Here is a 16,271-nt window from a genome sequence, read left to right as displayed (position 1 = left end):
TTGAAAAAGGGTCTGTTCGGTATGACGCACGCATCGTCAGCTTCGTCCCCGCCCCGTCAGGATGGCCTGCGCCGTCGCATCGGCTGGTTGTTCACGGCCCTGGCCCTGGCGAATGTCGGCGCGTGGATTTGGGCGTTCAGCGTGTTCCACGAACGCCCGTTGATGCTGGGCACCGCGCTGCTCGCCTGGGGGTTGGGGCTGCGCCACGCAGTCGATGCCGATCATATCGCCGCCATCGACAACGTCACCCGCAAGCTGATGCAGGATGGCCAGCGCCCGGTCACCACCGGCTTCTGGTTCGCGATCGGCCATTCCGGGATCATCGCGATCGCCTCGGTCGCGGTCGCGCTGACGGCGAGCGCACTCGCCAGCATGGCCGAGCTCAAGCAAATTGGCGGGACCGTTGCCACGATCGTGTCGGCAGGGTTCCTGTTCGCGATCGCGGCGACCAATCTCATCATCCTGCGCGCGGTGTGGAAGACCTTTGCCCATGTCCGCGCGGGCGGTGCCTATGTCGATGAAGATATCGACTTGCTGCTGGCCGGGCGCGGCATCTTGGCGCGGGTGTTTCGACCGATGTTCCGCTTGGTCAACCGCCCGTGGCACATGGCCCCGCTCGGCTTCCTGTTCGGGCTGGGCTTCGACACCGCGACCGAGGTCGCGATCCTCGGGCTGTCGGGGCAACAGGCCGCCGATGGCACGGCGATCGGCGCCATCCTGGTGCTGCCGCTGCTGTTTGCGGTCGGCATGGCGCTCATCGATACCGCCGACGGCGTCGTCATGTTGGGGGCGTATGAATGGGCGTTCGTCAAGCCGATCCGAAAACTCTATTACAACATCACGATCACGCTGATGTCGGCAGTCGTCGCGATCGTGATTGGCGGCATCGAGGCGATGGCGCTGATCGGCGGGAAGCTCGGCTTGGTCGGCTGGCCGTGGGAGACGGCGGCGCGGCTGGGCGAGCAGTTCAACACGATCGGCTTTGCGATCATCGGCCTGTTCGTCCTGTGCTGGATCGTCAGCTTCGGCATCTATCGCTGGAAGCGCTTCGACGAGATCGAGGTCCGCCTGCCGGGCTGACGCCGACCACCGTATCGGATTGGCATTGCCCGCAAACTCGGTTAAGCCACACGCGAATTCCCGGCAAAAATCCGGGAGTTCATGATCGCACCGGTGCCCCGCGAGGGGCTTGAATGGGAATGTGGTGCGGGAGCGTGCTCCCAAATCCACAGCTGTCCCTGCAACTGTAAGCGGATAGTGCGATGCGCAAGTCTCCCCTTTGCGGGAGCAGCCACTGGAAAACCACGCAGGTGGGGCTCTGGGAAGGTGCGTATCAAACGGTGACCCGTGAGCCAGGAGACCTGCCAGTGCACCGGTCGCTCTTGCCCAGATCCAGGGGATGGTCTTGGCACGGTACTTCTCCGTCTGGGCGACGAAACTGTGCGGCTGGGGCTGCACGGTCGTGCGGCCACGGGCGCTCTCGCGTCGGTCCGGGGCGCACGCCGACCGGTTTTGCGCCGGCAAGCCCCGTCCTGTGTTCGTCCTGGCGCGGGGAGATGTACCATGTCCGATCTTTCCAAGATCCCCGTCACCATTGTCACTGGCTTTCTCGGGGCCGGCAAAACCACCCTGATTACGCACCTGATCCGCAACGCCGACGGGCGGCGGCTTGCGGTCGTCGTCAATGAATTCGGCACGCTCGGCATTGACGGAGACATTCTCCAGGGCTGCGCCATTCCCGATTGCCCGGCGGAAAACATCGTCGAGCTGGCCAATGGCTGCATTTGCTGCACCGTCGCCGACGATTTCATTCCCACGGTCGAACGCTTGCTGGCGCTCGATCCGCGGCCCGACCATATCCTGATCGAAACCTCCGGCCTCGCTTTGCCCAAACCCTTGTTGAAGGCGTTCGACTGGCCTGCGATCCGCAGCCGGATCACCGTCGACGGCGTGGTGGCGCTGGCCGATGCCGAGGCGGTGGCGGCAGGCCGCTTCGCGCCGGATCTGGCGGCGCTGGAGGCGCAGCGCGCCGCCGACCCCGGCATCGACCATGAAACGCCGCTGTCCGAAGTGTTCGAGGACCAATTGGCCTGTGCCGACATCGTCCTGCTGACCAAGGCCGATCTGGCCGGCCCAGACGGCGTGGCGGCGGCGCGTGCGGTCATCATGGCGGAGGCACCGCGACCGGTGCCCATCCTCGAACTGAGCGACGGCGTCGTCGATCCGCGCGTGATTCTGGGGCTCGGTGCCGCCGCCGAAGACGACATCGCCGCGCGCCCGTCGCATCACGATGGCGACGACGATCATGAGCATGACGACTTTGACAGCATAGTGCTCGACATTGGCGAAATCGCCGATCCCGCCGATCTGGCCGCGCGGATCGAACGAATCGCGCAACAACACCAGATCTTGCGCGTGAAGGGCTATGCTGCGGTCGCAGGCAAGCCGATGCGGCTGCTGGTGCAGGCGGTCGGCGCGCGCGTGCGTTATCATTATGATCGTCCGTGGCAGGCAGGCGAAGCGCGCCGCACCACGCTGGTCGTCATTGCCGAGCGCGACCATATCGATGGCGAGGCGTTGCGTACGGTGTTGGTCGGCTGAGGCCAGACCGTGCACATCCTGTTCCGCGAAAGCCACGGTCTGGAGGAAGCCGCGATCCCGCAGGATCTGGGGCAGAGCCCGGCTGACCTGGTCATCCTGTCCTTTTCGGACAGCGACCTTGGTGCCTTCGCGGGCGCGTGGCACAGCGCGCGAAGGTCCGGCCAGGCGGTGCCATCGCTGCGGCTGGCCAACCTCGCCGCGCTTGGGCATCCGCTTTCGGTCGATGCCTATGTCGAGCGGACGCTGAGCAGTGCACGGGCGGTCCTTGTCCGGCTGATCGGCGGCATGCCCTATTGGAGTTACGGCCTGCAACAGGTCGAACGGATCGCGCGGGCACAGGGGATCGCATTCGCGGTGTTGCCCGCCGATGGCCGACCTGATGCGCGATTGGACGCTGTGTCCACGGTGCCGGCGCAAACTCTGCGGGATCTTGCGCGCCTCTGCGATGAGGGCGGGCCTGAGGCGAGCGGTGCCGCGCTGGCGCTGCTGGCGCGCGCCGCAGGGTTGTGCTGGGACGACACGGTCGCGCCCAGGCCCTTGCCGATGGCGGGCGGCTGGCACCCCGATTTGGGTGTGGTCGATCCAGCAATGTTTGCGCGCGATCCTGATCGGCCGCTGGTGCTGCTCGTCTTCTACCGCGCCTATCTGGCGGCGCAGGACCTTGCCCCCTTCGCGGCACTGCATAGCGCGTTGGAACAGCGCGGCTTTGCGACGCTGTCGCTGTTCGGCCCGTCGCTCAAGCACCCGCAGACGCGCGACCAGATCGCGGCATGGATTGCTCCGCTGGCACCCGTGGCGATCCTCAACGCGACGGCGTTTTCGGCGCGGGACGAGGCTGGCGAAACCCCGCTCGACGCGGCGGGGGTGCCGGTGTTTCAAGTGGCGCTGGCCACCTCCGGGCGGGCGGCCTGGGCGGACGGCACGCGCGGACTGTCCCCAGCCGATCTCGCCATGCATGTTGTGCTGCCCGAAATCGACGGTCGGCTGTTCGCGGGCGTCGCCAGTTTCAAGCAAGCGGGCACGCGCGATCCGCTGCTCGAATTTGCCCGCACCGCGCATTGTGCCGAACCCGAACGGATCGCGGCGATTGCAGACCGAGTGGCTGGCTGGACGGCATTGGCGGCTAAGGCCGCCAGCGAACGGCAGGTGGCGATGATCCTCTCCACCTATCCCGGCAAGGCCTATCAAATGGCGCATGCCGTCGGGCTGGATGCGCTGGCATCGGCCGAGGCGATTCTGGCCGATCTGGCCAGCGCGGGATATGACGCAGCGACGCGCGACGACCTAGCTGCGGTGCTTCCCTCCGACTTTTTGACCTGGCCGCTGACCGAGTATCGCCGCGCGCTGGCGGCGTTGCCCGAGGCTTTGCGACAGAATCTGGCCGCAGCGTGGGGCGAACCCGAAGCCGATCCGGCACTGGTGGACGGGGTATTCCAGTTCGCGGCGGTACGCGCCGGGCGCACGCTGGTGGCGCTGCAACCGGAACGCGGGGATAATGCGGATCGCGATCAGCACTATCACGACCTCACCCGCTGCCCGCGCCATGGCTATGTCGCTTTCTATCTGTGGCTGCGCGCGGCTGGGACCGATGCGATCGTGCATGTCGGCGCGCACGGCACGCTGGAATGGCTGCCGGGCAAATCCGTTGCCCTGTCGCATGCGTGCTGGCCCGAGGCGCTGGTCGGGCCTGTGCCCTGCATCTACCCGTTCATCGTCAACGATCCCGGCGAGGCAGCGCAGGCCAAGCGACGCATCGGTGCGGTCACGATCGGCCATGTCCCGCCGCCTTTGGCCCCGTCCGGTACAGGCTCTGGGCTCGGGCGGATCGAGGCGCTGCTCGACGAATTTTCCAATGCCGACGGGCTCGACCCGGCGCGGCGCGACCGCTTGCAGACCGATATTCGCGCCGAAGCGGAAGCGCTGGGGCTCGAGGCCGAGCTTGGCCTGGATCGGGCGACGACGCTGTCCGAGGCGATCACCCGGATCGATCGCTTTGTCTGCGATGTGAAGGAGAGCCAGTTCACCGATGGCCTGCACATATTCGGTCGCGGGCCGCAGGGGGCGGCGGAGCGGGCCGGGCTATTGGCGGCGCTGGCCGGGCGGCGCATCGCGGCGGGGCCGTCCGGCTCCCCGTATCGCGGGCGCAGCGACGTACTACCGACCGGGCGCAACCTCTACACGATCGACCCGCGCGCGATCCCGTCGCGGTCGGCGCACGACCAGGGCGTGGTGCTGGCACGAGAACTCATCCGCCGCCACTTGCAGGACCATGGCGACTATCCGCGCGGACTGATCGTCGATCTGTGGGGATCGGCGACAATGCGCACGGCGGGCGAGGAATTCGCCATGGCGCTGCATCTGCTGGGGGCAAAGCCGGTCTGGGATTCCACTTCCGAGCGCGTCAGCGGGATCGAGATCGTGCCGCTCGCGCTGCTCGACCATCCACGCATCGACGTGACCTTGCGCGTGTCCGGGCTGTTCCGCGATGCCTTCCCCACGCTGCCGGTGCTGTTCGGGCAAACCGTGCGCGCGCTGGCCGAGCGCGAGGAGCCCGCCGACTGGAATCCGTTTGTCGGCCGAACCGCGACGGCGCGAGTTTATGGGCCGCAGCCAGGCGTTTATGGCGTGGGGCTCGGCGATACGGTCGATCACTATACCGACGATGCGCGTCGCGCGGCGGGCGAGGCGTGGCTCGCTGCATCGTCGCATCCGCTCGATCTGCCCAACGGACAGACGCGGGCCGATGCGGACGGGTTGCGCGATCGGATCGCGAAAGCGGATGCCTTTGTCCATCTCCAGGACCTGCCCGAAACCGACCTGCTGCTGGCCGCCGACTATGCCGCGCATATGGCGGGGTTCGCCGCTGCCAAAGCCCTCACGCAGGGCTCTGTCGCGCTCTATCATCTTGATCATCGCGATCCGGCCCGCCCGACTGCGCGCACGCTGACCGAGGAGTTGGCGCGGGTGGTCCGCGCGCGCGCCGCGCATCCGGGCTGGGTGGCGGGGATGCTGCGGCACGGCTTTCGCGGCGGGGCGGAACTGGCGGCGACGCTCGATCATTTGGGCACGTTCGCCCACCTCTCGGCCAGCGTGCCGCCACATCTGTTCGACCTTTATTACGATGCGACGCTCGGCCAAGCCGAGGTGCGGGCGTTTCTGGAGCGCGACAATCCGGGCGCGCTGGCAGCGATGGAGGCGCGCTTCGCCGCCCTGCATGCCGCCGGGCTGTGGCCGACGCGCCGCAATTCGATCCTCGCGCAATTGCAGGGGGTCGCATGAGCGCCTTCACCATCAAGGGCTGGTGCCCCGATGCGTGGCGACCGATGCGCTCGGGCGATGGACTGCTGGTGCGGGTAAAGCCCCGGCTTGGCCGGTTGACGGCAGATCAGGTGCGCGGGCTGTGCGCGGCGGTGATCGCTTATGGCAGCGGCGTGATCGACCTTACGTCGCGCGCCAACCTCCAGCTTCGCGGTGTGTCGGAAGATGGCTGGCAGCCGCTCTTGCAGGCCCTGATCGCGCTGGATCTGGTCGATGCCGATGCCGCACGGGAACAGCGGCGGACGATCCTGGTCGCGCCGCAGTGGCAGGAGAACGACGACACCCACCGCATCGCCTGCGATCTGATCGCGCGCCTGGGCTCCCTACCCGAGCTGCCGGGCAAGGTCGGGTTCGTCATCGATGCCGGAGCCGCACGCGCGCTCGGCGTGGAGACCGGCGATTTCCGCATCGAACGCGCCGTCGATGGGGCGCTGATCCTACGCGCCGATGGCCGTGCAACCGGGGTTGCGGTGCCCCGCGGTGGCGAGGCCGCCGCGTTGATCGCGCTGGCGCAGTGGTTCGTCGACAGTGGCGGTGCGGCGGCCGGACGGATGGCGCGGCACAGGGCGGCAGTGCCGGACTGGGCGATCGGCACCGTGCCGCCCTCCCCCTCGCGCGCGCCGCTTGCGCCGGGGTCATGGATGCGGGGCGTGGCCTGGGGCCTGCCCTTCGGCCAAGTCACGGCGGAGAGCCTTGCCGATCTTGTCGCGCCGGGGTCGGAGGTCACCGCGCTCCGCCTTACGCCGTGGCGGCTGCTGCTGGTTGAGGGACCGAGTGACCTGCCGCCACCGCACTCCATGCTGGCGGACCCGGACGACCCCGTGCTGCGCGCCGATGCCTGCCCCGGTGCCCCATATTGCCCGCAAGCAAGCGTCGAAACCCGCAGCCTCGCCGCCCGACTGGCCCCTTTGATCGGCGGTCGGCTGCATGTGTCGGGCTGCGCCAAGGGCTGCGCATCGCAACGCGCCGCCGACGTCACGGTGACCGGGCGCGACGGCCTTTACGATCTTTCCCTCAACGCGCGCGCCGGGGCTCCGGCGGTGCGCACGGCGCTCAACCATGACGCGCTGCTCGCTTATTTTGGAAACACGTGATGCCGCACCTCTATGAAACCGACGGCGCGGCAATCTATCGCCAGTCCTTCGCCACGATCCGCGCCGAGGCGGACCTTGCCCGGTTTACCGCCGAGGAAGAACCGGTCGCGGTGCGCATGATCCACGCCTCGGGCCTGGTCGACCTCGCCCCCCACATCCGTTTTTCGGGCAGCTTTGTCCAAACAGCCCGCGCCGCACTGGCGGAGGGCGCGCCGATCCTGTGCGACGCGCGCATGGTGAGCGAGGGTATTACGCGCGCGCGCTTGCCCGCCTCCAATCCGGTGCTGTGTACGCTGCACGATCCGCATGTGCCCGATCTCGCGCGGGCGATGGGCAATACGCGCTCGGCCGTAGCGCTGGAGATGTGGCGGCCGCATTTGGCAGGCGCGGTGGTCGCGATCGGCAATGCCCCGACCGCCTTGTTCCACTTGCTCAACATGCTGGAAGACCCGGACTGTCCGCGTCCCGCCGCGATCATCGGGTGCCCGGTCGGCTTTGTCGGCGCGGTCGAATCCAAGGCGGCCTTATGGGCGGTACAGCCGGTGCCGTGCTGCGTGGTGGCGGGGCGGCTCGGCGGCAGCGCGATCACCGTTGCCGCGCTCAACGCTCTCGCGAGCCGCGCCGAATGAGCGCGCGGGTGGGTACCATCCACGGCGTCGGGCTCGGCCCCGGCGCGCCCGACCTGTTGAGCGTGCGCGCCGACCGGCTGGTGCGCGGCGCGAGCCATGTCGCCTATTTCCGCAAGGCCGGACGACCCGGACAGGCCCGCCGCATCGTCGAGGGGATGCTGCGCCCCGACGCGATCGAGCTGGCGATGGAATATCCGGTAACGACCGAAATCCCGCTGAGCGACCCGCGCTACAATGCCTGCCTGGCCGCTTTCTATACCGACTGCAGCACGCGCCTGACCGCGCTGGCGCAAACCGGCGCGGACGTGGTCGTGCTGTGCGAGGGCGACCCGTTTTTCTACGGATCGTTCATGCATCTGCATGCGCGTCTGTCGGGCGTGGTGCCGGTAGAGGTGGTGCCGGGGATTACCGGCATGGCCGGGGCGTGGACCGCGACGGGCGTGCCGATCACCTGGGGCGACGATGTGCTGACGGTCGCGATGGCGACCTTGCCCGAGGACGAACTGGTCCGCCGCATTCGCGATACCGATGCGCTGGTGGTGATGAAGATCGGGCGCAATCTGGCCAAGCTGCGCCGCGCCGTCACCGCCGCCGGGCGCGCGGAGGCGGCGTGGCTGGTCGAACATGCCGCCATGCCGGGGCAGAAAGTCACGCGGTTGGCCGAGGCCGACAGCGTCACGCCCTATTTCTCGATTTTGCTGATCCACGGACAGGGGCGCAGGCCATGAGCGGCGGCTGGCTTTGCATCGCGGGCCTGGGTCCGGGCGACGAGGCGCTGATCACCCCGGAAGTGTCGGCGGCGCTGGCCAGCGCAAGCGATGTGATCGGCTATCTCCCCTATGTCGCGCGCGTCGCGCCACGCGCCGGGCTGACGCTGCACCCCTCCGACAATCGCGTGGAGCTGGACCGCGCCGCACACGCCTTGGCCTTGACGGCGCAGGGGCGGCGGGTGGTGGTGGTGTCCTCGGGCGACCCCGGCGTGTTCGCCATGGCATCGGCCGTGTTCGAGGCGGTCGAAGCAGGCCCGACAAGTTGGCGCGATCTCGATATCCGCGTCCTGCCGGGGATTACCGCCATGCTCGCCGCCAGCGCGCGCGCCGGGGCACCGCTTGGCCACGATTTCTGCGCGATCAACCTGTCGGACAATCTCAAGCCCTGGGCGCTGATCGAAAAACGGCTGCGGCTGGCGGCAGAGGCGGATTTCGCCATGGCCTTCTACAACCCGCGCTCGAAAGCCCGACCCGAGGGGTTTGCCCGCGTGCTGGCGGTGTTGCGCGCGGCATGTGGCGATGCGCGCCCGGTGCTGTTCGCCCGCGCGGTCGCGACGCCAGAGGAACATCTGCAGATCGTGCCGCTCGGGCAGGCGCGCGCCGATATGGCCGATATGCGCACGATGGTGATCGTCGGGTCGAGCCAGACGCGGACGATCGCGCGTCCCGACGGCGCGTTTCTCTACACCCCGCGTTCGGCGGCGCTGTCATGAAGCAGCCAGTCCAGCACCGCCGCCGGATCGCAGCTTTCGCGTCGTTCGGGCAGGACCGGGCGATCGATCATCAGCACCGGCACGCCCAGATGTCGGGCGGCGATCAGCTTGGCCTCGGCCCCGCTTCCGCCCGCATTCTTGCACACCACCAGGTCGATCGCCTGATCGCGCAGCACAGCGGTATCGCCATCGACGCTAAACGGCCCGCGATCGACGATCAGGCTGTGGTGCGGCAGCAGCGGTGGCTGATCCGGCACGTCGACGAAGCGCAACAGATAGTGGTGCTGCGGCTGCGCGGCGAAGGCGTTGACGTGCATCCGCCCCAGCGCCAGCAGGATGCGGCGGGGCGGCCCGGCCAGCGCTGCCACCGCACTGGCGCTATCGGCGACATGGCTCCAGCGATCACCGTCGCCCGGCACCCAGGCGGGCCGGGTCAGCGCGATATGGGCAATTCCCGCCAGACGCGCCGCGGCGATGACGTTGGCGCTCATCGTCGCGGCAAACGGATGTGTCGCATCGACCAGATGCGTGATCCGCTGCGCGCGCAGATAGGCGACCAGCCCGGCAACCCCACCAAAGCCGCCGACACGCACCGGCACGGGTTGCGGACGGGGGGATTGCGTCCGCCCGGCGTAACTGAGCGTGGCCGCAATGCCGTTTGCCGCCAGCAGTACCGCGAGCGCGCTCGCCTCGGTCGTGCCGCCCAGCAAAAGGACATTGCGCATGGCTGAAACGGCTCCGCAGCTTCGGCACCAGCCGTGGTTGACGATTGTGGGCGTCGGGGCGGCAGGCCCGGATAGCCTTTCGCCCGCCAGCCAGATGGCATTGGCAGAGGCCGAGCTGGTCATCGGATCGGCCCGGCATCTGTCGCTCTTCCCGGGGATTAGCTGCCCCGTAATCGAATGGCCAGTGCCCTTTGCCGACGGCATTGCGCCGTTGCTGACGCATCGCGGTCGAAAGGTGGTGATGCTCGCCTCGGGCGATCCGTTCTGGTTCGGGGCGGGCAGCAGCATCACGCGGCACCTGTCGCGCGATGAATGGGTGGCGCATCCAACGCCCTCCACCTTCAGTCTCGCCGCCGCGCGCCTGGGCTGGGCGGTGCAGGACACTGTCTGTCTCGGTCTCCATGCCGCGCCGTTGGAACGGATACGCCCGCACCTCGCCGCGCGCGCACGCCTGGTGGTGCTGGTCCGCGACGGCACTGCGGTTGCGGCGCTGGCCGCTATGCTACGCGGCTATGGCTTCGGCGCGTCGCGGTTGCACGTGCTGGAGGCATTGGGCGGACCCGACGAACGCGTCCGTTCAACGCAGGCCGATACGCTCGATTTCACCGATATCGCCCATCCGGTCGCGGTGGCGGTGGAATGCGCGGGCACCGGCGACGGAATACCGCGCGCGTGGGGCGTACCCGACACGCTGTTCGACCATGATGGCCAAATCACCAAGCGCCCGATCCGGGCGCTGACGCTGTCGGCGCTGGCCCCCCGGCCGGGCGAAACGCTGTGGGACATTGGCGCTGGATCAGGCTCGATCGCGATCGAATGGTTGCTCGCACACCCGGCCAATCGCGCACTGGCGATCGAGGCGGATCCGGTCCGCGCCGAACGCGCCCGCGCCAATGCCTGGGCGCTGGGCGTCGACCGGCTGGACATGCTCATCGGCACCGCGCCGTCCGCTCTGCCCGAAGGCGCGAGCCCCGATGCGGTGTTCATCGGCGGCGGCCTGTCACACGCTTTGCTGGAGGCGCTGTGGGCGCGGCTGCCAGTCGGCACGCGGCTGGTCGCCAATGCCGTGACGCTGGAATCGGAGGCACTGCTCGCCACCTGGCAGCGCGCCAAAGGCGGCACCCTCCTGCGGATCGAGCTCGCCCAGGCAGCGCCGCTCGGCGATCGGCGCGGGTGGCGGTCGCAATATCCCGTCGTGCAATGGAGTGTCGTGCTGTGATCGTCGCCGGGTTCGGCTTTCGCGCCGAGGCACCGTTGGAATCGCTCCGCGCCGCGCTGATGCTGGCGCAGCAGGGCCATCCGGCGGTAACGCACCTTGCCACGGTGCAGGGCAAGCTCGCCGAGCTGTTACCGCTGGCCGAAGCCTTGGAGCTGCCGTTACGAGCCGTGTCGCCCGATGCCCTGTCCGGCGTCATCACGCCCACCCACTCCGCCGCCAGCCTGGCCGCGTACGCCTGCGGCAGCGTCGCCGAAGCGAGTGCGCTCTGTGCCGCGGGTAACGGCGCACGCCTGCTCGCCCCCCGCCATATTTCGCCCGATCGCCTGGCCATCTGCGCGATCGCTGAAGGACCCCTGTCATGACCGTTCATTTCATCGGGGCCGGCCCCGGCGCGCCCGATTTGCTGACGCTGCGCGGGCGCGATCTGATCGCCGCCAGCCCGGTATGCCTCTATGCAGGGTCGCTCATTCCCGAAGCGGTGCTCCGCCACTGCCCGCCGGGCGCGCGGATCATCAACACCGCGCCGATGGAGCTGGACGCGATCATCGCCGAAATCGCCGCCGCCCATGCGCTGGGGCAGGATGTCGCGCGGCTGCATTCGGGGGATCTGTCCTTATGGTCGGCGATGGGCGAGCAACTGCGCCGCCTGCGCGCGTTGGACATTCCCGTCACCATCACCCCCGGCGTGCCCGCCTTTGCCGCCGCTGCCGCCGCGCTGGAGGCGGAACTGACCTTGCCCGCGCTCGCCCAGTCGGTGGTGCTGACGCGAACGCCCGGCCGCGCCAGCACCATGCCGCCTGCGGAAAGCCTCACCCATTTCGCGGTGACGGGCGCGACGCTGGCGATCCATCTGTCGATCCACGCGCTCGATCGCGTCGTCGCTGATCTCACCCCGGCTTATGGCGCGGATTGTCCGGTGGCGGTGGTCTGGCGCGCGAGCTGGCCCGATCAGCGGATCGTGCGCGCCACGCTGGCCACGATCGCGGAGGCGGTCGCGGGCACCATGGAACGCACCGCGCTGATCCTGGTCGGTCGCGTGCTGGCAGCCGAAGATTTCGCCGAAAGTCGCCTGTACGCGCACGGCTATGACCGGCGCTTCCGGCCGCAGGATGCCACGTCGCGCTTTGCGGGAACCGCCGAATGAGCGTGCCGGGCGTGATGATCGCCGCCCCGGCCTCGGGCACGGGCAAGACCACGGTGATGCTGGGCCTGCTCCGCGCGCTGAGCGAGCGCGGGCTGGTGGTCCAACCCTTTAAGAGCGGCCCCGATTATATCGATCCCGCCTTTCACCGCGCGGCGAGTGGGCGCGCCTCGTTCAACCTCGACAGTTGGGCGATGGCGGGCGGTTTGCTCGATACGATCGCGGGGGAAGCGGCGGGCGCGGATCTCGTCCTCGCCGAAGGCTCAATGGGGCTTTACGATGGCGTTGCCCAACCCGGTGCCACCGGCAATGGCGCGAGCGCCGACATCGCGCGCCGCATGGGCTGGCCCGTCGTGCTGGTGATCGACGTATCGGGCCAGGCGCAGTCTGCGGCAGCGATCGCGCTTGGGTTCAAGCTGCTCGATCCCACTGTACCGCTCGCCGGGGTCATCCTCAACCGCGTCGCCAGCCCGCGCCATGAACGGCTGGTACGGCGCGGACTGGAAGCGGTGGGGATTGCGGTACTGGGGGCCTTGCCGCGCCGTGGCGACTTGACCTTGCCCGAGCGGCATCTGGGGCTCGTGCAGGCAATCGAACATCCCGCGCTGGACGCCGCCATCACCGCTTATGCCGCCTTCCTGCGCGACCATGCCGATCTCGACGCGATCTGCGCCGCAGCGCGCTCGCACGAACATGCCGACACGCGCGACGGGGCGGGACTGCCCCCGCCCCCCGCCCAGCGCATCGCGATCGCGCGCGATGCCGCCTTTTCCTTCGTCTATCCGCATGTGCTGGAGGGGTGGCGGCGCGGCGGCGCGGAAATCCTCCCCTTCTCCCCGCTCGCGAACGAAGCGCCGGATGCCACCGCAGATATGGTGTGGCTGCCCGGCGGCTATCCCGAGCTGCACGCCGGACCGATCGCCGCCGCCACGACCTTTCTCCATGGCCTTCGCCGCCATGCCGAGACGCGCCCGGTCCACGGCGAATGCGGCGGCTATATGGTGCTGGGCACAGCGCTGATCGACAAAGACGGCACGGCGCATCGCATGGCGGGGCTGCTCAGGCTGGTCACCAGCCATGCCAAGCGCCGGATGCATCTGGGCTATCGCCTGGCCGAACTGTCGGCACCGGTGGGTGCCCTGGCGGCGGGCACGCGGCTGCGCGGGCATGAATTCCATTATTCCACCGTCATCGAGCAGACCGATGCACCGCTCGCGCATGTGACCGACGCCGATGGCGCAGCGGTCGCGGAAACCGGCTCGCAGCGTGGCCGCGTCACCGGCAGCTACTTTCACATGATCGCCACCGCGCCATGACCGGCTTCGTTTCCTTTGTCGGCGCAGGCCCCGGCGATCCTGAGTTGTTGACGCTGAAGGGCCTGTCGCGGCTGCAACAGGCCGATGCCGTGCTGTTCGACGATCTCGCTGCGGGCGCGATGCTCGACCACGTCCGCGCGGGGGCAACCTTGGTCGATGTCGGCAAGCGCGCGGGTCGCCCTTCCCCCAGCCAGAGCGACGTGAACCGCTTGCTCGTCGCCCATGCCGCCACCGGCGGAAGGGTGGTGCGGCTGAAATCGGGCGATGCCGGAATCTTCGGTCGGCTGGAGGAAGAGATCGAAGCCTTGCGGCTGGCGGGCATCCCCTTCGAGATCATTCCCGGGGTCAGCTCGGCCAGCGCCGCCGCTGCCGCCGCCGCCCTCCCGCTCACGCGGCGAATGCGGGCGCGGCGGGTGCAGTTCATCACTGGCCATGACGCAACCGGGGCGCTGCCGCAGGACCTCAATCTGGCCGCGCTCGCGGATGCCGACGCGACGACCGTCGTGTTCATGCCCAAGCGTACCTTCCCGGCGCTCGCCGCGCGGCTGATCGCCGCTGGCCTGCCGCCGCAGACACCGGCGTTGCTCGCCGAAAATGTCGGCCATGCCGATCAGCGGATGACGCGCGGTTCGGTCGCCACGCTGGCCGATGCGCTGGCCACAGGTGCCGGGTCGGCCCCCGCGCTGATCCTCTATGGCCCGTTGATGGAGGACGCATGATCGATCTCGACCTGATCGGCATCGCCACCGGCAATCCCGACCATCTGACCGCGCAAGCGGTGCAGGCGATGAACAGCGCCGATCTGATCCTGCTGCCGCGCAAGGGCGAGGCGAAATCCGACCTGATCGACCTGCGCCGCGCGATCTGCGCGCGGGTGCTGACCGGGCCGACGCGGATGGTCGCCTTCGACATGCCGGTGCGTGATGCCGGTGGGGACTATGCCGACACCGTCGATGCCTGGCACGACGCCATTGCCGCCGCGTGGCGCGCGCAAATCGCCGTGCATTTGCCCGACGGCGGGCGGCTGGCGCTGCTCGTCTGGGGCGACCCCGCGCTCTACGACAGCAGCTTGCGTATCGCCGAACGGTTGCAGGCCGGCGGCCTGCCGCTTCGCGTGCGGGTCGTGCCGGGGCTGACCAGCCTGCAGTTGCTCACCGCCGCCCACGCCATCCCGCTCAATGCCCTGGCGGGTGCCGTCACCATCACCACCGGGCGGTTGTTGCGCGCCTGTGGCTGGCCCGACGCCGCCGACACGGTTGTCGTCATGCTCGATAGCGGCTGCGCCTTCGACGTGCTGGAGCCGCACGGCATCTCGATCTGGTGGGGGGCCTACCTGGGGATGGCGGAGGAAACGCTGTTCCACGGCCCACTCGCCACCGTCGCGCCGCGCATTGCCGCCGCACGAGCCGCGCTGCGCGCCCGTCATGGCTGGATCATGGATATCTACCTCTTGCGAAAGGACGGCGCCGATGTCGCTTGAACCCGAAGACGCTGCAGCGGCAATCGAGGCCCGCCACGCCGAGAAAATGCGCAAGAAGCAGGCCGCGCAAGCCAAGATCATGGCCGACAAGACCCGCGAACAGGGCCTGCTGATCGTCCACACCGGCAAAGGCAAGGGCAAGACCAGCGCCGCGCTGGGCATGGTCGTCCGCGCGATCGGCCACGGGATGAAGGTCGGCGTCGTCCAGTTCGTGAAGGGCGCGATGCAGACCGGGGAAGCGCGCGTCTTCGCCGCCTTTCCCGACAATGTCGAGTTCAAGCCGATGGGCGAGGGCTTCACCTGGGACACGCAGGATCGGGCACGCGACATCGCCGCCGCGCGCCGCGCGTGGGACGAAGTGCAGCGCATGATCGCCGATCCCGCCTATCACATGGTGCTGGCCGACGAGATGAACATCGCCTTGCGCTATGACTATCTGCCGCTCGACGAAGTGCTGGCGGTGCTCGCCGCCAAGCCCGCGATGAAACACGTCATCGTCACCGGCCGCAATGCGCCCGAGGCGTTGATCGACGCGGCCGATCTCGTCACCGACATGACGATGGTCAAACACCCGTTCCGCGCGGGCGTGAAGGCGCAGGCGGGCATCGAGTTTTGACCGAGGGGCCGCCCGCCTTCGATGCCGCCTTTCAGGCGCGCTTCGTCGATGTGCTGCGCTGGCGGCGCGACGTGCGGCATTTCGATCCGCGCGCGGTGGCGGAAGCCGATATGCACGACATCCTGCACTGTGCCGCCCTTGCACCGTCGGTCGGCAATGCGCAGCCATGGCGCTTCGTGCGGCTCCGCACGCCCGCCTTGCGCGCGGCGCTCGCCGCGCATGTCGACGCGCAAAACGCAAAAGCCGCAGCGCGCTATACCGGCACCGAACGGCACGATCGCTATCGCGCGCTGAAACTGCATGGCCTGCGCGAGGCCCCCGAAGTGCTGGCGGTGTTCTGCGACGAACAACCCGCTGCCGGGCACGGCCTCGGCATCGCGACAATGCCCGAAATGCTGCGCTATTCGTGCGTGATGGCGATCCACACGCTGTGGGTGTCGGCGCGGCTGCGCGACATCGGCATGGGCTGGGTGTCGATCGTGGACCCGCCCGCGGTGCGCACACTGCTCGACGTGCCGACGGATTGGTCGCTGATCGCGCTGCTGTGCGTCGGCTATCCGAGCGAGGACTCCCTTACCCCCGAACTGGAACGGCGCGGCTGGCAAGCGCGCGAGCCCGTCGACGACCGGATTTTTGAACGATGACCGCC

At 68.7% G+C, this 16,271-nt stretch carries 16 protein-coding genes and 1 riboswitch; of the genes, 15 read left to right on the top strand and 1 reads right to left on the bottom strand.

Annotated elements, in window-relative coordinates:
• Window positions 1–21: 21 nt before the first annotated feature.
• From H4W01_RS21785 to cobJ, 7 genes are all read left to right on the top strand, one after another.
• Complete coding sequence (locus H4W01_RS21785; protein WP_209613154.1) at window positions 22–1,080, top strand: HoxN/HupN/NixA family nickel/cobalt transporter; 1,059 nt, start codon at window positions 22–24, stop codon at window positions 1,078–1,080.
• 74 nt (window positions 1,081–1,154) lie between these two features.
• A riboswitch (cobalamin riboswitch) is annotated at window positions 1,155–1,383 on the top strand.
• Between the two features lie 180 nt (window positions 1,384–1,563).
• Window positions 1,564–2,601, top strand: a complete 1,038-nt coding sequence (gene cobW, locus H4W01_RS21780) for a cobalamin biosynthesis protein CobW (RefSeq protein WP_209613153.1) — start codon at window positions 1,564–1,566, stop codon at window positions 2,599–2,601.
• Between the two features lie 9 nt (window positions 2,602–2,610).
• Window positions 2,611–5,880: a cobaltochelatase subunit CobN gene (gene cobN / locus H4W01_RS21775; protein ID WP_209613152.1), complete on the top strand. Its 3,270-nt coding sequence runs from the start codon at window positions 2,611–2,613 to the stop codon at window positions 5,878–5,880.
• A complete protein-coding gene (locus H4W01_RS21770; RefSeq protein WP_209613151.1) occupies window positions 5,877–7,013 on the top strand; it encodes a cobalamin biosynthesis protein CobG in 1,137 nt (378 codons plus the stop codon). The genes cobN and H4W01_RS21770 overlap by 4 nt, the downstream gene beginning before the upstream one ends.
• Window positions 7,013–7,642: a precorrin-8X methylmutase gene (locus H4W01_RS21765; protein ID WP_209613150.1), complete on the top strand. Its 630-nt coding sequence runs from the start codon at window positions 7,013–7,015 to the stop codon at window positions 7,640–7,642. Before H4W01_RS21770 ends, H4W01_RS21765 begins: the two co-directional genes overlap by 1 nt.
• Complete coding sequence (gene cobI, locus H4W01_RS21760; protein ID WP_209613149.1) at window positions 7,639–8,370, top strand: precorrin-2 C(20)-methyltransferase; 732 nt, start codon at window positions 7,639–7,641, stop codon at window positions 8,368–8,370. Before H4W01_RS21765 ends, cobI begins: the two co-directional genes overlap by 4 nt.
• Window positions 8,367–9,125 (top strand): precorrin-3B C(17)-methyltransferase, encoded by a 759-nt coding sequence (gene cobJ, locus H4W01_RS21755; RefSeq protein ID WP_209613148.1) that lies wholly within the window; start codon window positions 8,367–8,369, stop codon window positions 9,123–9,125. The genes cobI and cobJ overlap by 4 nt, the downstream gene beginning before the upstream one ends.
• On the opposite strand, the gene H4W01_RS21750 is transcribed toward cobJ, so the two are convergent.
• Complete coding sequence (locus H4W01_RS21750; RefSeq protein WP_209613147.1) at window positions 9,095–9,850, bottom strand: cobalt-precorrin-6A reductase; 756 nt, start codon at window positions 9,848–9,850, stop codon at window positions 9,095–9,097. The genes cobJ and H4W01_RS21750 overlap by 31 nt on opposite strands.
• Between H4W01_RS21750 and cbiE the strand changes: the two genes are divergently transcribed.
• The 8 genes from cbiE to bluB are packed head-to-tail and all read left to right on the top strand — an operon-like array spanning window position 9,849 to window position 16,266.
• Window positions 9,849–11,069 carry a precorrin-6y C5,15-methyltransferase (decarboxylating) subunit CbiE gene (gene cbiE / locus H4W01_RS21745; protein ID WP_209613146.1) on the top strand — a complete coding sequence of 407 codons (1,221 nt, stop codon included), beginning with the start codon at window positions 9,849–9,851 and terminating at the stop codon, window positions 11,067–11,069. The two genes, H4W01_RS21750 and cbiE, sit on opposite strands and share 2 nt — an antisense overlap.
• Complete coding sequence (locus H4W01_RS21740; RefSeq protein WP_209613145.1) at window positions 11,066–11,431, top strand: cobalamin biosynthesis protein; 366 nt, start codon at window positions 11,066–11,068, stop codon at window positions 11,429–11,431. Before cbiE ends, H4W01_RS21740 begins: the two co-directional genes overlap by 4 nt.
• Window positions 11,428–12,213, top strand: a complete 786-nt coding sequence (gene cobM / locus H4W01_RS21735; RefSeq protein WP_209613144.1) for a precorrin-4 C(11)-methyltransferase — start codon at window positions 11,428–11,430, stop codon at window positions 12,211–12,213. Before H4W01_RS21740 ends, cobM begins: the two co-directional genes overlap by 4 nt.
• Entirely contained in the window at window positions 12,210–13,526 is a 1,317-nt protein-coding gene (locus H4W01_RS21730; RefSeq protein WP_209613143.1) for a cobyrinate a,c-diamide synthase, read from the top strand. Before cobM ends, H4W01_RS21730 begins: the two co-directional genes overlap by 4 nt.
• A complete protein-coding gene (gene cobA, locus H4W01_RS21725; protein WP_209613142.1) occupies window positions 13,523–14,245 on the top strand; it encodes a uroporphyrinogen-III C-methyltransferase in 723 nt (240 codons plus the stop codon). Before H4W01_RS21730 ends, cobA begins: the two co-directional genes overlap by 4 nt.
• Window positions 14,242–15,006 carry a precorrin-6A synthase (deacetylating) gene (cobF, locus tag H4W01_RS21720; protein WP_209613141.1) on the top strand — a complete coding sequence of 255 codons (765 nt, stop codon included), beginning with the start codon at window positions 14,242–14,244 and terminating at the stop codon, window positions 15,004–15,006. The genes cobA and cobF overlap by 4 nt, the downstream gene beginning before the upstream one ends.
• Window positions 14,996–15,622, top strand: coding sequence for a cob(I)yrinic acid a,c-diamide adenosyltransferase (gene cobO / locus H4W01_RS21715; protein WP_209613140.1), 627 nt, complete (start codon window positions 14,996–14,998; stop codon window positions 15,620–15,622). Before cobF ends, cobO begins: the two co-directional genes overlap by 11 nt.
• The gene (bluB, locus tag H4W01_RS21710) at window positions 15,619–16,266 is read left to right on the top strand and encodes a 5,6-dimethylbenzimidazole synthase (RefSeq protein WP_209613139.1); all 648 of its coding nucleotides are present in this window, start codon (window positions 15,619–15,621) and stop codon (window positions 16,264–16,266) included. Before cobO ends, bluB begins: the two co-directional genes overlap by 4 nt.
• The last annotated feature ends 5 nt before the right edge of the window (window positions 16,267–16,271 follow it).

It is taken from the genome of Sphingomonas sp. PL20 (assembly GCF_017875905.1).
Lineage (GTDB): Bacteria > Pseudomonadota > Alphaproteobacteria > Sphingomonadales > Sphingomonadaceae > Sphingomonas > Sphingomonas echinoides.
Note: the sequence above shows the minus strand (reverse complement) of the source record. Positions and strands in the feature narration are given on the sequence as shown.

Bases quoted from the DNA above. Each gene is read 5' to 3' on its own strand.
- cobM (WP_209613144.1), top strand. From the start codon at position 11,428: ATGACCGTTCATTTCATCGGGGCCGGCCCCGGCGCGCCCGATTTGCTG.
- cobW (WP_209613153.1), top strand. From the start codon at position 1,564: ATGTCCGATCTTTCCAAGATCCCCGTCACCATTGTCACTGGCTTTCTC.
- cobI (WP_209613149.1), top strand. From the start codon at position 7,639: ATGAGCGCGCGGGTGGGTACCATCCACGGCGTCGGGCTCGGCCCCGGC.
- cobO (WP_209613140.1), top strand. From the start codon at position 14,996: ATGTCGCTTGAACCCGAAGACGCTGCAGCGGCAATCGAGGCCCGCCAC.
- H4W01_RS21765 (WP_209613150.1), top strand. From the start codon at position 7,013: ATGCCGCACCTCTATGAAACCGACGGCGCGGCAATCTATCGCCAGTCC.
- cobJ (WP_209613148.1), top strand. From the start codon at position 8,367: ATGAGCGGCGGCTGGCTTTGCATCGCGGGCCTGGGTCCGGGCGACGAG.
- H4W01_RS21730 (WP_209613143.1), top strand. From the start codon at position 12,210: ATGAGCGTGCCGGGCGTGATGATCGCCGCCCCGGCCTCGGGCACGGGC.
- H4W01_RS21770 (WP_209613151.1), top strand. From the start codon at position 5,877: ATGAGCGCCTTCACCATCAAGGGCTGGTGCCCCGATGCGTGGCGACCG.
- cobA (WP_209613142.1), top strand. From the start codon at position 13,523: ATGACCGGCTTCGTTTCCTTTGTCGGCGCAGGCCCCGGCGATCCTGAG.
- H4W01_RS21785 (WP_209613154.1), top strand. From the start codon at position 22: ATGACGCACGCATCGTCAGCTTCGTCCCCGCCCCGTCAGGATGGCCTG.
- cobF (WP_209613141.1), top strand. From the start codon at position 14,242: ATGATCGATCTCGACCTGATCGGCATCGCCACCGGCAATCCCGACCAT.
- cbiE (WP_209613146.1), top strand. From the start codon at position 9,849: ATGGCTGAAACGGCTCCGCAGCTTCGGCACCAGCCGTGGTTGACGATT.
- H4W01_RS21750 (WP_209613147.1), bottom strand. From the start codon at position 9,850: ATGCGCAATGTCCTTTTGCTGGGCGGCACGACCGAGGCGAGCGCGCTC.